Raw genomic sequence first — 15,110 nt, 5'->3', positions numbered from 1 at the left:
CGATGATGACCCTAATTGCCGATCTGATTGCTGATTTGACGGGCGCCCTTGGGGCCAATCATGTGCTGACAGGCGACGATCTGGCGAGATACCGCCATGAGTGGACGCAACATTACCCATCCAACCCCTGCGCCGTCGCCAGGCCCGCAGATACCGCCCAAGTGGCCGAAACCCTGCGCATCGCTGCCCGCCACGGCGTGCCCGTGGTGCCGGTGTCGGGCCTGACCGGGTTGGTCGGTGGCGCCTACACCGATGGCGGGCTGATGATCTCGGTCGAGCGGCTGAACTGCATCCGAGAAATCCGGGCCGATGCGCGGATTGCGATTGTTGAGGCCGGCGTCGTGCTGGACCGTCTGCATGAGGCGGCTGAGGCCGCGAACCTTTACTTCCCGCTGTGGTTCGGCGCGCGGGGCTCTGCCATGATCGGCGGGGTTTTGTCCACCAACGCGGGCGGGTCGAACGTGCTGCGCTATGGCTCCACCCGCGCCTTGTGCTTGGGTCTGGAGGTGGTTTTGGCCGATGGGCGCGTGCTGAACCTGATGTCGGAACTCCACAAGGACAACTCTGGCTATGACCTGAAGCAGATGTTCATCGGCGCTGAAGGCACGCTTGGCGTCATTACGGCGGCGGTGATGAAACTCGTCCCCCGCCCCCGCGCCTATGCCACCGCGACCTTAGCCGTGCGCAGCTTGCCCGATGCCTTGGTGCTTTTGAACCAACTGCGCGAGGCAACGGGCGGTCTGGTGGAGGCATTTGAGCTGATGCCCGCCAGCTATATGCGCCGCCTGTCCGAGGCCCGGCCCGATGTATCGCTGCCCTTTGGCGGCAAACGCTATGACACCAATATCCTTGTCGAAATCGCCGCCACAGCGCCCCGCGACACAATGGCGGATGCCGCAGGCGATGTGCCGCTGACCAGCCTTTTGCAAGACACCCTTGCCGCACTCATGGAAACCGGCGCGATCCTTGACGCCGAGATTGCCCAGACCGAGGCGCAGCGCCGCGCCATGTGGCAGCGCCGCGAGTTGGCCGCCGAAATCACGGTCGCACGCCAGCCCACCATCGACACCGATATCTGCCTGCCCTTGGACAAAGTGGCCGAGGTTCTGGACCGCATCCATGCCCGCCTGCCCGCGCTCGACCCCGGGGCCGAGACGCTGCACATCGCGCATCTCGGTGACGGCAACATCCATTTCACCGTCTACCCCACCCACGATGACGCCGCCCTGTCCGATGCCGTGATCGAGACGGTGGAGGATGAAGTACAGGCCCTGGGCGGTTCCTTCAGTGCCGAACATGGGGTGGGCCTGTCGAAAAAACCCTCGATGAAGCGGCGGAAAGACCCGGTGGCTTTGGACATCATGCGCGCGGTCAAGGCTGCCGTTGATCCGGGCAACCGGATGAACCCCGGCAAGATCATTCCCGAGTAACCCCGCCCTATGACCGCCTTATCGCTCATCCTGCGCGACCCTTTGTTTCGCGCCATTGCCGCCATGGCGGGGCTTTATGGGGCGGTGAATGCCTGCATCTACCCCTTTCTGTCGCTGATCGCGGTCGAACGGGTGGGGATTTCGGATGCCACGCTGGCCCTTGTGCTGGCGCTGGCCTCTGGCGCGGCGGTGGCGGCCTCGGTGCTGTTTGGAATTCTGGCCGACCAGATCGGCAACCGTCGCCTGATCGCGCTGATGACGGTGGGGGCAACGGTGATCGGCACCGGGCTGATGGTGCTGGCCCCACTACCGGGCGTGATGTTGATCGCCCATGGCGTGCTGATCCCGATGGGCACGGCGATTTTCGGGCAGATCTTTGCGCTGAACAATCTGGCCACGCAGAACCACCCCGCCCAGCGGGATGCGCTGCAAGCCACGGTGCGCGCCGTGGTCTCGGCGGTGTTTTTGCTGACGCTTCTGTTCTGGACTTGGGGCCTTGGGACGGGCGAGCGCCGGGGCGGGTTTGATGTGATGGCGGTCTATGTCACGGCCACACTTGCCGCCGTGCTTTTGTTCGCACTGATCTGGCGCGGCTGGCCTCGGAAAGGGACCGAGCCTTGGCAGGACCGCCCGCTTGGCCTGAACCTGCGCGCCGCCCTTGTCGAACTGTCCCGCCCGGCGATTGCATTTCGGCTTTTGGCGATGGGGGCCATCGGCGGCTTGCCGATGCTGTACATCATCCTGACGCCCTTGATCTTTTCGGCCACGCCAGAGCGGCAAACCTCGGATGTGGCGCTGATGGTCGGGCTGGTTGCGGGGTTCGAGGTGCCCTTCATGCTGGCCCTGCCACGGCTGCAACGCATCCTGTCGCGCCAGACGTTGATCATGGGCGGCGCGCTGATATACGCGGGGTTCGTCACGCTACTGGCGCTGTTTCCCAACGGCAGTTGGCTCTGGGCGCTGCCCGTGCTCGCGGGCCTCGGGGCCGCCCCGATTCTGACGCTGCCCATCGGCTATTGGCAGCAGTTCATGGAGGGTCGTCCCGGCACCGCCGCGGCCCTTATGGCGCTGCAACGGCTGGCGGGCGATCTTCTGGCCGCCACCAGCTTTGCGCTTGGCACAGCCCTTGGCGGCTATACCACCGCAGCACTTTTGGGCGGGGGGCTTGCAATGGCCGGGGCCATGGCGCTGTGGATTGCCGACCGCCGCGCCTAAGCGTCAGTCTAAAAAGCCCGGCCCCGCGCGGCCCAGAAGCTCGGCCGCCAGATCGGTGCCCATGGCCACGCCATCTGCCGCCGCGCCGCGACGCTCTCCGGTGATCACTTGGGTGCCATCGGGGCGCAACACCTCGCCGCGCAGCCACAGGCTATCCCCGTCCACCAGCGCTAGGCCCGCGATCGGCGTCTCGCACGACCCATCCAGCCGCAGGAGGAAGCTGCGCTCCGCCGCGAGGCGCAGCCCGGTCTCATGATGATGAATGGCGGCAAGCATCGAGGCCACCCGCGCATCATCCACCCGCCGCTCAATGCCAATCGCCCCTTGGGCGACAGCTGGCAGCATCTCTTCGGGGTCAATCGCCGAGCGCGCGACATCCGACAGCCCGAGCCGGTTCAGCCCGGCCATCGCCAAGAAGGTCGCCGCCGCCACGCCATCGGCCAGTTTCTTCATCCGGGTCTGCACATTGCCCCGGAACTCCACCAATTGCAGATCGGGCCGGCGATGCGCCAATTGCGCCCGCCGCCGCAAGGACGACGACCCCACCACCGCGCCCTGCGGCAAATCCATCAGCCGCGCCACACCGGGGCTGACAAAGGCATCGCGCACATCTTCGCGTGGCAGATAGCAATCCAGCACCAGTCCCTCGGGCTGCAGTGTTGGCATATCCTTCATCGAATGCACGGCGATATCGATGCTGCCCGCCAAAAGCGCCTCTTCAATCTCGCGGGTGAACAGGCCCTTGCCGCCGATCTCTTTCAAGGCGCGGTCTAGAATCTGGTCGCCTGTCACCTTGATGACAACGATTTCAAAGGCCTCGAGCGGCAGGGCAAAGGCCGCCGCAAGGCGCGCGCGCGTCTCATGCGCTTGCGCCAAAGCCAGCGGAGAGCCGCGTGTGCCAATGTTCAAGGGGCGGTCGGGTGAGGGAAGATCATGAGTCATGCGCCAAGACTTACCCGCGACCGTTCCGCCTTTCAACCGCCCGCTTCTTGACATGCGCACGCAGGCAGGCAAGGCAGAGGGAACGACGGAGGCCCCCATGACCAAACTTCTTTTGCGCGCCCTTGGCGGCGAGACATTGCCGACCCCACCTATCTGGATGATGCGGCAAGCGGGGCGCTATTTGCCCGAGTATCGCGCGACGCGGGCCGAAGCGGGGGATTTCCTCAAGCTGTGCTACAACTCCGATCTCGCCGCCGAGGTCACCTTGCAGCCGATCCGCCGCTATGGCTTTGATGCAGCGATCCTCTTTGCCGATATTCTCCTGCTTCCACAGGCACTTGGCGCGGATCTTTGGTTTGAAACCGGCGAGGGGCCGCGCTTGTCCACCATCACCACGATGGCGGGTGTGAAGGCGCTGAAGCCGAAGGACGCGATCCACGACACGCTCGGCCCGATCTATGAAACCGTCCGGATTCTGGCCCGCGAATTGCCCAAGGAAACCGCGCTCATCGGCTTTGCCGGCGCGCCGTGGACGGTGGCGACCTATATGATCGCCGGACGGGGCACCAAGGATCAGGGCCCGGCCCACGCCCTCAAGGCCGCAGATCGGGCGACATTCTCGGCGCTGATCGATGTGATCACCGAGGCGACGATTGATTACCTGTCTGGGCAGGTAACCGCCGGGGCCGAGGTGGTGAAGCTGTTTGATTCTTGGGCCGGGTCGCTGAAGGGAGCGGATTTCACCGACTTCGCTGTGAAACCGGCCGCGCGGATCATTGCAGAACTGAAATCCCGCCACCCCGGCCTGCCGATCATCGCCTTCCCGCGCGAGGCAGGGGCGGGCTACATCGGATTCGCCAAAGCCACGGGGGCGGATTGCGTGGCGCTGGACAATTCGGTGTCACCGGAATGGGCGGCGGAACATGTTCAGATCTCAGGCTGCGTGCAGGGCAACCTTGCGCCCGAACATATGGTCACGGGCGGCCAAGCCCTGATCGACGCCACCCGCCGGGTGGTCGATGCCTTCAAGGGTGGGCCGCATATCTTCAACCTTGGCCACGGCATCACCCCCGATGCCAACCCCGACAACGTCTCCCTCATGATCGACACCGTGCGCCGGGGGTAACCGGCGCAAAGGTGAGTATTTGGAAAGGCGCAAAACCAGACATCCGCTTCATCAAGCGGCGGGTGATCTATTACATTTGGAGATTTATGGTGCTGCAAGAGAGGATTGAACTCTCGACCTCTCCCTTACCAAGGGAGTGCTCTACCACTGAGCTACTGCAGCGCCGGGGCGCGTCGGCGGGGTGTCCTGCCGGGCGTGGCGGGTGATTAGACGCAAATTCGGGGGGGCGCAAGAGGCTTTTCGCATCCCTTCTGGACGGTTTTTGCCCGCTGCGCTATGCAGATGGCCATGCAAGACAACCCCGGCAAACCTTCCACGACCAAACCCGGCACGGCGCAGGCGAAAAGCCGCGATGACCGGTTGAAAGCCGCGCTCAAGGCCAATATGGCCCGGCGTAAGGTGCAGGCGAAAACGCGGGCCACGGCCCAGAGGCACAACGATCAAGAGGACGAGTAGATGGATTCGATTCTGGTGAAGGGCAATGGCGCGCTGAAGGGGGTGATTCCGATCGCCGGGGCGAAGAACGCCTGCCTCACGCTGATGCCCGCAACCCTGCTCAGCGATGAGCCGCTCACGCTGACCAATGCCCCGCGCCTGTCGGATATTCGCACCATGACCCAGCTTTTGGGGTCTTTGGGGGCTGAGGTCGCGTCGTTGCAGGATGGTCAGGTGCTGGCCATGTCCTCGCATGCCATTACCAACCACACCGCCGATTATGACATTGTGCGCAAAATGCGCGCCTCGATCCTGGTTCTTGGTCCCATGCTGGCACGGGATGGCCATGCCATTGTCTCTTTGCCCGGCGGTTGTGCCATTGGGGCGCGCCCGGTCGATCTGCATCTTAAGGCTTTGGAGGCGATGGGGGCCGAGTTAGACCTGCGTGAGGGCTATGTTCATGCCAAGGCGCCCGGCGGGCGGCTGAAGGGCGCGGTCGTCGAGTTTCCCTTTGTTTCGGTCGGCGCGACCGAGAACGCGCTGATGGCCGCCACCTTGGCCAAAGGCACCACCGTCTTGAAGAACGCCGCGCGCGAGCCAGAGATCGTCGATCTGGCGCATTGTCTGCGGAAGATGGGCGCTCAGATTGAGGGCGAAGGCACCAGCACCATCACCGTGCAGGGCGTTGACCGCTTGCATGGCGCGACCCATCCGGTGGTGACCGACCGGATCGAACTTGGCACCTATATGCTGGTGCCCGCGATTGCCGGGGGCGAGGTGGAATGTCTGGGCGGCCGGTTGGATCTGGTCGGGGCTTTTGCCGAGAAACTTGACGCGGCAGGGGTGGAGGTGACGGAAACCGCCCGTGGTCTGAAGGTCAAGCGCCGGGGTGACCGCGTGCGCGCGGTGGATGTTGTGACCGAACCCTTCCCCGGTTTCCCCACCGATCTTCAGGCGCAAATGATGGCCATGCTTTGCACCGCCGAAGGCACCTCGGTGCTGGAAGAAAAGATCTTTGAAAACCGCTTCATGCATGCGCCGGAATTGACGCGCATGGGCGCAAAGATCGAGGTGCATGGCGGCACGGCAACGGTGACCGGGGTGAAGAAACTGAAAGGTGCGCGCGTTATGGCGACCGATCTGCGCGCCTCGGTCAGTCTGATCCTTGCAGCCCTTGCCGCCGAAGGCGAAACCGTGGTCAGCCGTGTCTACCACCTGGATCGCGGCTATGAACGGGTTGAGGAAAAGCTGCGCGCCTGCGGCGCACAGATCGAACGGATCGCCGGATGACCGACGCCCGGTTCGAAGATGGCGACGAGGCCCCGCTGCGGCTGATGGCGCTTGCGCCGGATGATCTGCCGGTGCTGGCCGCCCTTGTGCAGGATGCGGTCTTTCCCATCACGGAAATGACCTATGCCCGCCCGCGCCGCCGCTTTGCGATTCTTCTGAACCGCTTTCGCTGGGAGGACCGCGAGGCAGCGGAACGGGAACGCCGCGCTTATGAGCGGGTGCAGGCCCTTTTGGCGGTGGAAACCGTGACGGCGGTGCGCAGCTCGGGCATTGATCGGGGGCAGACGGACACCATCTTGTCGCTGCTGGCCCTGACCTACTCCGGTCCCGCCGAAGGGCCCGGGCGCCTGACCCTGACTCTGGCCGGGGATGGGGCGATTGAACTTGAGGTGGAGGCGCTCGAGATCAGCCTGCGCGACACCACCCGGCCCTATCGCGCTGTGTCGGGCAAAGCGCCCACCCACGACTGACCTACCCGCGACCGACCTGGTCAATCTTGGCCCAGCAGGCTGAACAGCGCCCCCCTTGCCAGATTGCTTCACCTGTGAAGGAATATGCCAAAGCGGAGGGGCCCCATGCGCTATTCGGAAACCATCACGATTGAGGATCTCGACGCCGATCCCTTCCCGCATTACGCACGCCTGCGCGCCACGGACCCGATTGCACCAGTGCCTGCGGCCAATTGCTGGTTTGCCACCCGCTGGGCTGATGTCGAGCTGATCGCCCGTCACCCCGATTTCACCGCCGTTTCAGATGAGGCCCCGGTCAACGCCGCCTTTGGCCGTCCAAATGTGCTGACTTCTGAAGGCCCAACCCATGCCGCCCTGCGCGGCGGGATTGAGCCGCATTACCGCCCGCGCCGCGTGGCGGATTACATCGATAGCCTCGTGCGCCCCATCGCCGAGGCTCAGCTTGCTGCCTTTCGCGCCTCGGGATCGAATGATCTTCTGACCGAGTATTTTGAGCCGATCTCCGCGCTCGCCCTTGCGCGGTCTTTTGGCTTTACCGAGGTGGACACCCCCACCCTGCGCCGCTGGTTTCATGGGCTGAGCCAAGGTGCGATCAACTTTGAACGCGACCCGGCCCGCGATGCGATCTGCCGCGAGGTGGTGGCCGAGATTGAGGGCATCGCCCTGCCGCTTTTGGAACGGCTGGCCAAAACGCCCGACAACTCCCCGCTGTCGCATATGCTGCATTCGGGGATGGAGCCGGGTCAGACCCGCGCGCCAGAGATGATCCTGCCCTCGGTCAAGATCACGCTGCTGGGCGGCATGCAGGAACCGGGGCACGGCGCGGCGAACCTGCTTGTCGGCCTGATGCAGCACCCAGACCAATTCGCCGCACTGCGTGCTGACGTGAATGGCCTGTTGCCTCAGGCAATTGACGAGGCGCTGCGCTGGATTGCGCCCATCGGCACCATGATGCGCACCGCCACGCGTGACACAGAGGTAAACGGGATAGACGTGCCCGAAGGCACCCCGGTGTCTTGCATCTTCGCTTCGGCCAACCGGGATGAGACGCGCTGGGACAACGCCGATGCCTTCGACATCTTCCGCCCGCAAAAGGCCCATATGTCCTTTGGCCAAGGCGCGCATTTCTGCGCCGGAAAGTGGTTCGCCAAGGCCCAGATCGACGTTGCGATGCGCGTGCTCTTGGACGCCTACCCGCATCTGACCTTCGCAGACGACCCGCCCGAGTTTCGCGGCTGGGAGTTTCGTGCCCCCACCCATTGCCGCGTGGCACTCTAGCCTTGCAGGGGCGCGCAAACCCGGCATAACTGCGCCGGACCTTGCCACAGGACGCCCATGCCCATCGCCTATGTCACCTTGCCCGGTCGCGGCGCAACCGATGCGCTGATCGCCGAGACGGTCGCGCGCCTGCGCGCCACCGGCCTGCGGCTTTCGGGCACCGTGCAAATCGATGTGCCGCGCGCCGACCGCAGCCTGTGCGATATGGAACTGACGGTGCTGCCCAATGGCCCGGTGTTCCGCATCAATCAAGACCGGGGTGAGGCCGCGCGGGGCTGCCGTCTGGACAGCGGCGCGTTGGAAGAGGCGGTGGTCGAGGTGGCCGACCGCATGACCGGGGCCGAGGTGCTGGTGGTCAACAAATTCGGCAAGCTTGAGGCGCAGGGCCGTGGCTATGTTCCCCTGATCGCCGAGGCGCTCGCGCGCGACATGGCGGTGCTGGTCGGGGTCAACGCACTGAACCTGCCCGACCTTCTTGGGTTTTGCGACGGCATGGCCACGGCCCTGCCCGCCGATCCGGACGCCGTTGCGACTTGGGCCACCACAGCGGCGGCCAAACAGCGTTAACCCAATCTTCAGCGAATCGGCCTAAGCCTTGGCTGTCCACGTTTGTGGACTGGGTTCTGCTTGCAAAACACGTACCCAACCACACCCCAAGGCCCCGTCGGTCCCGAACCGGCGGGGCTGATCGTTTCAGCCCAACACCGCGCCGGGGTTCATGATGCCCGCCGGATCAAGCGCCGCCTTGATCGCCCGCATCGCGGCCAGCTTGGCCGGATCGCCATAGCGCTGCAAATCCGCAACCTTCAGCCGCCCAATCCCATGCTCGGCCGACACCGACCCGCCCATCTCATTGACCAGATCGTGCACCGTTTCTTTGATTGGACCGCGCAGGGCCTGATACTCTTCTTTCATCCGCCCCCGCGCGGGAAAGACGTTGAAATGCAGGTTGCCGTCGCCCAGATGGCCAAAGCAGTTGATCCGGAAATCGCCCAGTGCCGCCAGCGCCTTGGTCGCACGCGGAATAAAGACCGGCACTTCCGACAAGGGCAACGAGATGTCGTGGTTCGACACCGCCCCCACCTTGCGATTGGCCCAAGGCAGGCTTTCACGAATGCGCCACAGCCCGGCGGCCTGCGCGGCCGAATGGGCCACAACCCCATCGCCCACCAGCCCCGCCGTCATCGCCTCGTCCAACAGCCCCGCCATCAGCGCCTCGGCATTTTCAAACCCCGCAGGCAGGCCCAACTCCACCAGAACCGACCATTCGGGCAAGGGCTGCAACGGCACCCCCACCTCGGGCATATGCTCGGCCAAAAACTCCAGCCCCTGCCGATGAATGATCTCAAAGGCCGAAATCATCCCCGAAGCGCGGGCCTCGGCCATCGCCAACAGCTTCAACGCACCTTCAGGAGACGGCACCGCCAAAAGCGCGGTAGCCTCGCTGGCTGGGCGCGGAAACAGCCGCAAGGCGGCGGCGGTGATAATGCCCAGCGTCCCTTCCGCCCCAATGAGCAGATGCCGCAGGTCATAGCCGGTGTTGTCCTTGCGCAGCCGCTTCAGCCCGTGCAGCACGCTTCCATCGGGTAAAACCGCCTCGATCCCCAGACACAGATCGCGCGCATTGCCATAGCGCAGCACGTTCACCCCACCGGCATTGGTGGCCAACACCCCCCCCACCCGCGCCGAGCCTTCCGAGGCCAGCGACAAGGGAAACAGCCGGTCAATCTTCTCAGCCTCCGCTTGGGCAGTGGCCACCACCATCCCGGCCTCCACGACCAAAGCATTCTCAGACGGATAGGCCGCGCGCAGCGCCGCCATCCGTTCCAGCGATAAGATCAGGGGCACTGTCCCCCGCTCCATGATCTGTCCGCCCACAAGCCCCGTGCCGCCGCCCATCGGCACAATGCCGACACGTGCTGCGGCACAGATACGCACGATCTCAGCCACTTCCGCCGTGCTGCGGGGCCGTGCCACCGCCCCTGCCATGCCCTGCCATCGCCCGCGCGGCTCTTCCAGATCGCGCGGTTCGGGTTGGCGCAAACAGCCTTCCGGCACTTGCGCGGCCAGATCAGCCAGAAAGACAGGATCAGCGGGGTTCAACATGGCGGGCACCTCTGCAGCCTTCCTAACCTGCAGGCAGGCCGGAATAAACCCCGTCACGGGATCAGCGCGGGCTCCAGCACCAGGATCGTCGGCCGTCGCGGTAGGCTTTCAAGCGAGACCTCCACCTCTGGCCCGCTGACAATCTCCACCTCAAAGGCAGGCTGCATGCGCTTGATAAAGGACACCAGCCCATCGGCGGAAAACCAATGCATCGGCAAGACCAACCGGGCGCGAAAGCGCGTGACCACCTTGGCCATGCTGTCAGGGTCCATAGTAAAGCCACCATCCACCGGCACCATCACCACATCCAACCGGCCAATGGCCGCGTGCTGGGCATCCGACAGAACCTGATGCAAATGCCCCAAATGCCCGATGCAGAGCCCCGCGGCCTCGAAGATAAAGATCGAATTGCCGTCCTTGCGCCCGCCCTCGCCAAAGGGCCCGCGCAGATCCGAGGTCACGTTGCGCACCCGCAGATCGCCCAACTCCTCGTCGATCTGTGCGGGCTGGCCAATATCCCCCCAACCGCGCAAGACCAAGGGGATCCGTGGATCGGGCGCGTCGGTGAAATGGGTGTCATGGGCGATGTTCATCGTGACCACATCGGGCACTACATCCGGATTGCCGATATAGCCGGTATAATCCGTCACCGCGAGCGTGCCGCCCGCTGTCTCCAGTGCAAAGGACGCATGGCCCAAAAACCGGATCCGAACCGTCTCGGCCTCCAACGGCGCGCCAAAGGCCGCAGGGATCACCCGCGCCTCACCCTCTGACATCGCCAGACAGGCCGAATCGCGGCGACCTTCGGCCAAGGCCACGCCGGCATGGACCAAGAACACAAATATCGCCAACCGCAGCATGACCACCTCCCGCACAGATGCAGAAAGTTTACATCAAATTTGGCTTCATCTTGGTAAAAATACTCCACGGGGGGGCGCGGGCCTTCTTAGGCCCGCGCGGGGGTGTGAAACCCCCCTCTTACTTTGATCCGTCAGGCCGCAGCCTTCAACAAGGCGGCAATCGCCTGCACAGACCGCCAGTTGCGCGCCGTGCAGGGCACGCCCAAGGCACGCTCCAGACGGTCGACAAGCGCTGATCGGCCGATGCCCCCCGGCGCGTGCAGGTAAAGCGCGTGGTCGGTCAGGGTAAAGCGCTCGGTCGTTGCCACGGCGCGCAGAGCGGTCTGGTCGGGTTTGGCGGGGGCCGCCAGATACCACACATGCACCGCCGTTGCATCCGCCAGCGCTTCAGCCTTGTAGGGGCACGCCGCCACAATCGCTGCATGGGTTGCCGCATCCAGATAAATCTGCGCCGGGGCGAAACCAAAGCGTTGGCGCATGGCGGTGGCCATCTTGGCCTCCAAATCCGCAACGCCCGGATCGTCAAACACCGCATTGCCACTTTGCAGATGGGTATCGACGCCGCGCAGCCCCAGCTCTTCCAAGAGCGCGCGGAATTCCGGCATGGGCAGCCGATTGGCGCCTGCCACATTGACGCCCCTGAGCAGAAGCACCTTGATCATGAGAAGTTCCCGTCGGCTGCCACATGGGCCTGTCCGGGCATATCCGCCAAGAGCGCGCGCCCTCAGCCTACATCCGTCCGCCCGCGCCGATCATTTCTAAGGTTCGCGTAAAGCACATGGTTGCGCCAGCGTCCATTGATTTGCAGATAGCTTTGCGCCACGCCCTCGTATTTGAAGCCGCATTTTTCCAACACCCCGCGTGAGGGGGTGTTTTCGGGAAGGCAGGCCGCCTCGATGCGGCTCAGGTCCATCACCGCAAAGGCGTGATGCACCAGCGCCAAAATCGCCTCGCGCATATAGCCTTGGCGGGCAAAGGGCGCGCCGATCCAATAGCCGAGCGTGCCCGCTTGCACCGGGCCACGGCGAATGTTGTCCAGCGTTATGGCGCCCAAAAGCTGATTGTCCGAACGCCGCACCAGCATCAGAGGCAGCGCAGTGCCTTGGGTTTCCGCACGCTGCGCCCAATACACCCGGTTGGTAAACGCCCGGCGCGACAGGTGGTCATGCGCCCAGACAGGCTCCCAAGGCATCAGATGATTGGCTGAAGCCTCGCGCAGTGCCGCCCAAGCCCGCCAATCACCATGTTCGGGAAGCCGCAGCGACATGCGCTCGGCCTCGATCCGGGGACGACGGCGGAACTTCAGCATCACGCGGCAAGCCTTTGCCGAATCTCCTCCAGCGATGGTGCGGCCGCAACCGGGCCATAAAGTGCCAAGGCATTGTCGACCGAGCAGAGCCCCTCGCCATAGCGGCGCACATCTGCCGTGGTCACCGCATCAATCTTGGCCACCGATTCCGACACATCCGGCACCCGGCCATAAATCGCCAAAAGCCGCGCAATGCGTTCGGCACGCGAGGACGGGCTTTCCAGCCCCATCAGCATGCCCGCTTTGATCTGGGCCCGCGCGCGGGCGACCTCGGCGTCAGACATGTCTTCGGATGCGCGCTTCATCTCATCAACCGTGATCAGGCACAGATCCCCGATCTCCTCAGCCGACGTGCCGGCATAAACCGTGATCTGCCCCGCATCCTCATAGGCCCCAGACTGGGCGAAGATCGAATAGCACAGCCCACGTTCCTCGCGGATCTTCTGGAACAGGCGAGAGGACATGCCGCCGCCCATCACCATGGAATAGACCTGCGCAGCATAGACGTCAGGGTGGCGATAGCCCGGCGCGTCAAAAGCCATGGCGAAATGCACCTGTTCAAGGTCTTTCAACTCACGCCGCTCGGCCCCTTTGAAGGTGGCGGATTGGAACGCCACCTGCGGACGGGCGACAAGCCCACCAAAGATCGCCTCGGCCTGCTTGACGATCGCGTCATGATCGACGCCCCCGGCCGCCGACAGGATCATCTGCGCCGGACCGTAATTGTCTTTCACAAAGGTCTGCAAATCGGCGCGGGCGAACTTTGCCACGCGCTCTGCAGGGCCCAGAATGGTGCGGCCAAAACTTTGATCGGGGTAGGACACCTCTTGCAGCCAGTCAAAGATAATGTCGTCTGGCGTGTCCAAGGCCTGCCCGATTTCCTGCAAGATCACATGGCGTTCGACCTCAATTTCCTTGGGATCAAAGGCGGGGTTGAGGACGATATCGCCGATCACATCCAAGGCGAGCGCCACATCATCTTTCAGGATGCGCGCGTAATAGGCCGTCATCTCGCGCGAAGTATAGGCGTTGATATAGCCGCCCACATCCTCAATTTCCTCGGCAATCTGCAAGGCAGAGCGCCGCTTGGTGCCCTTGAACGCCATATGCTCTAGAAAATGGGCAATGCCGTTCTGGGCGGCCGTTTCATGCCGCCCCCCCGCCATGACCCAAACCCCGGCACTGGCCGATTGCAGCCCGGGCATATGTTCGGTGACGATGCGGAACCCATTGGAAAGCGTGGTCAGACGAGTGGTCAAGCGCGCAACCTTTCGCGGATCAGGGATTGGATGGCAGGCAGATCGTTCTTCACCCGTGTCACTCGCTCGGGTCGGTCAAAGAGATCGGCCATTCGGGCGGGCAGAGCAGGGCGAATGCCAGTGGCAGCCTGCACAGCATCAGGGAATTTTGCCGGATGCGCGGTGGCCAGCGTGATCATCGGGGTTGTGCCCAGATGTTCATTGGCCACCTTTACGCCAATGGCGGAATGGGGGCACAAAAGCTCGCCCGTGTCGCGCAAGGCGCTGGTGATGGTGGCCGAGGTTTCCGCCTCATCACAACGACCCGAAGCAAAGGTGCCCTGCAACATCTGCAAGGCGCCGGGTGCGATGGTGAAACCGCCAGATTTCATATGCGCCATCAGCGCCGCAATCGCAGCCCCGTCGCGGCCATGGGCATCAAAGAGCGCCCGTTCAAAGTTCGACGAAACCTGAATGTCCATCGAAGGGCTGATCGAAGGTTTGACCCCATTGGTATGGTGATCCCCCGCCGACAAGGCGCGGTGCAGAATGTCATTCTGATTGGTCGCCACCACCAATTGGTCAATCGACAGGCCCATCTTCTTGGCGATGTAGCCCGCAAAAATGTCACCGAAATTGCCTGTCGGCACGGTGAAGCTGACTGCCCGGTGCGGCGCGCCAAGGCTGACGGCCGATGAGAAGTAATAGACCACCTGCGCCAGAACCCGCGCCCAGTTGATGCTGTTCACCCCGGCCAGCCGCACGCCATCACGGAAGTCAAAGTCATTGAACATCGCCTTCACATTGGCTTGGCAGTCGTCAAAATCCCCATCCACAGCCAAGGCATGCACATTGGCCTCGGCGGGCGTGGTCATCTGGCGGCGCTGCACATCGCTGACGCGCCCATGCGGATACATGATGAAGAGATCGACGTTCGCCAGCCCCCGGAAGGCCTCCATAGCCGCCGAACCGGTATCGCCGCTGGTCGCGCCGACGATCGTGATCCGCTCACCGGTCTTGGCGAGCGCGGCCTGCATCATCTGCCCGATGAGCTGCATGGCGAAATCCTTGAACGCCAAGGTTGGCCCATGGAACAGCTCCAAGAGGAAATGGTTTGGCCCCAGCTGCACCAAGGGCGCGCGGGCGACGTGGCCAAAGCCCTTGTAGGCGGCCGCGATCAGACCCTTGAACTCATCATCGGCGAAAAACCCACCGATGAAGGGCTTCATCACCCGGAAGGCCACCTCTTCATAGGGCAGCCCCGCCAGCGCGGTGATCTCGGCCTTGGTCATCACGGGCACGGTCTCGGGCACATACAGCCCGCCATCGCGCGCCAGCCCCGTCATCATCGCTTCGCCAAAGGTCAAAACCGGGGCCGTGCCCCTTGTCGAGATATAGCGCATCTTCGCCT

The 15,110-nt window shown here is 63.8% G+C and carries 15 protein-coding genes and 1 tRNA gene; 8 read left to right on the top strand and 8 right to left on the bottom strand.

The genetic code is table 11. From position 1 onward, the window contains the following. The first annotated feature begins 5 nt into the window (after positions 1-5). Complete coding sequence (locus AC72UB_RS02915; protein WP_505188440.1) at positions 6-1,430, top strand: FAD-binding oxidoreductase; 1,425 nt, start codon at positions 6-8, stop codon at positions 1,428-1,430. 9 nt (positions 1,431-1,439) lie between these two features. Further along, positions 1,440-2,645 (top strand): MFS transporter, encoded by a 1,206-nt coding sequence (locus AC72UB_RS02910; protein ID WP_505188439.1) that lies wholly within the window; start codon positions 1,440-1,442, stop codon positions 2,643-2,645. 3 nt (positions 2,646-2,648) lie between these two features. On the opposite strand, the gene hemC is transcribed toward AC72UB_RS02910, so the two are convergent. Beyond that, positions 2,649-3,587, bottom strand: a complete 939-nt coding sequence (hemC, locus tag AC72UB_RS02905; protein ID WP_505188438.1) for a hydroxymethylbilane synthase — start codon at positions 3,585-3,587, stop codon at positions 2,649-2,651. Positions 3,588-3,684: 97 nt separating this feature from the next. Here hemC and hemE point away from each other — a divergent pair, with 97 nt between their 5' ends. Beyond that, complete coding sequence (hemE, locus tag AC72UB_RS02900) at positions 3,685-4,713, top strand: uroporphyrinogen decarboxylase (RefSeq protein ID WP_505188437.1); 1,029 nt, start codon at positions 3,685-3,687, stop codon at positions 4,711-4,713. 87 nt (positions 4,714-4,800) lie between these two features. Here the strand turns inward: hemE and AC72UB_RS02895 are convergent. Then, positions 4,801-4,875, bottom strand: a tRNA-Thr gene (locus AC72UB_RS02895). A gap of 120 nt (positions 4,876-4,995) precedes the next feature. Between AC72UB_RS02895 and AC72UB_RS02890 the strand changes: the two genes are divergently transcribed. The 5 genes from AC72UB_RS02890 to AC72UB_RS02870 all read left to right on the top strand — a co-directional run bounded on the left by AC72UB_RS02890 (position 4,996) and on the right by AC72UB_RS02870 (position 8,753). Next, the gene (locus AC72UB_RS02890; protein WP_505188853.1) at positions 4,996-5,169 is read left to right on the top strand and encodes a hypothetical protein; all 174 of its coding nucleotides are present in this window, start codon (positions 4,996-4,998) and stop codon (positions 5,167-5,169) included. Then, complete coding sequence (gene murA / locus AC72UB_RS02885) at positions 5,170-6,438, top strand: UDP-N-acetylglucosamine 1-carboxyvinyltransferase (RefSeq protein ID WP_463289867.1); 1,269 nt, start codon at positions 5,170-5,172, stop codon at positions 6,436-6,438. Beyond that, a complete protein-coding gene (locus AC72UB_RS02880; RefSeq protein WP_505188436.1) occupies positions 6,435-6,908 on the top strand; it encodes a DUF2948 family protein in 474 nt (157 codons plus the stop codon). Before murA ends, AC72UB_RS02880 begins: the two co-directional genes overlap by 4 nt. Positions 6,909-7,013: 105 nt before the next feature. Continuing rightward, positions 7,014-8,186 (top strand): cytochrome P450, encoded by a 1,173-nt coding sequence (locus AC72UB_RS02875; RefSeq protein ID WP_505188435.1) that lies wholly within the window; start codon positions 7,014-7,016, stop codon positions 8,184-8,186. Positions 8,187-8,243: 57 nt separating this feature from the next. Continuing rightward, entirely contained in the window at positions 8,244-8,753 is a 510-nt protein-coding gene (locus AC72UB_RS02870; protein WP_505188434.1) for a DUF2478 domain-containing protein, read from the top strand. A 126-nt stretch (positions 8,754-8,879) separates the two neighbouring features. On the opposite strand, the gene AC72UB_RS02865 is transcribed toward AC72UB_RS02870, so the two are convergent. The 6 genes from AC72UB_RS02865 to thrC form a co-directional block, all read right to left on the bottom strand. Then, positions 8,880-10,292, bottom strand: a complete 1,413-nt coding sequence (locus AC72UB_RS02865) for an FAD-binding oxidoreductase (RefSeq protein WP_505188433.1) — start codon at positions 10,290-10,292, stop codon at positions 8,880-8,882. 53 nt (positions 10,293-10,345) lie between these two features. Continuing rightward, the gene (locus AC72UB_RS02860; RefSeq protein ID WP_505188432.1) at positions 10,346-11,152 is read right to left on the bottom strand and encodes an MBL fold metallo-hydrolase; all 807 of its coding nucleotides are present in this window, start codon (positions 11,150-11,152) and stop codon (positions 10,346-10,348) included. Positions 11,153-11,283: 131 nt separating this feature from the next. Further along, positions 11,284-11,814 (bottom strand): DUF1697 domain-containing protein, encoded by a 531-nt coding sequence (locus AC72UB_RS02855; RefSeq protein WP_505188431.1) that lies wholly within the window; start codon positions 11,812-11,814, stop codon positions 11,284-11,286. A gap of 62 nt (positions 11,815-11,876) precedes the next feature. Beyond that, positions 11,877-12,461, bottom strand: a complete 585-nt coding sequence (locus tag AC72UB_RS02850) for a GNAT family N-acetyltransferase (RefSeq protein ID WP_505188430.1) — start codon at positions 12,459-12,461, stop codon at positions 11,877-11,879. Next, positions 12,461-13,720: a M16 family metallopeptidase gene (locus AC72UB_RS02845; RefSeq protein WP_505188429.1), complete on the bottom strand. Its 1,260-nt coding sequence runs from the start codon at positions 13,718-13,720 to the stop codon at positions 12,461-12,463. The genes AC72UB_RS02850 and AC72UB_RS02845 overlap by 1 nt, the downstream gene beginning before the upstream one ends. Then, complete coding sequence (thrC, locus tag AC72UB_RS02840; protein ID WP_505188428.1) at positions 13,717-15,102, bottom strand: threonine synthase; 1,386 nt, start codon at positions 15,100-15,102, stop codon at positions 13,717-13,719. The genes AC72UB_RS02845 and thrC overlap by 4 nt, the downstream gene beginning before the upstream one ends. Positions 15,103-15,110 lie beyond the last annotated feature (8 nt).

Source organism: Allotabrizicola aquatica (SeqCode) (assembly GCF_965194375.1).
Lineage (GTDB): Bacteria > Pseudomonadota > Alphaproteobacteria > Rhodobacterales > Rhodobacteraceae > Tabrizicola_A > Tabrizicola_A aquatica.
The sequence above is the reverse complement of the archived record's forward strand: the minus strand, read 5'-3'. Positions and strand labels throughout refer to the sequence as shown.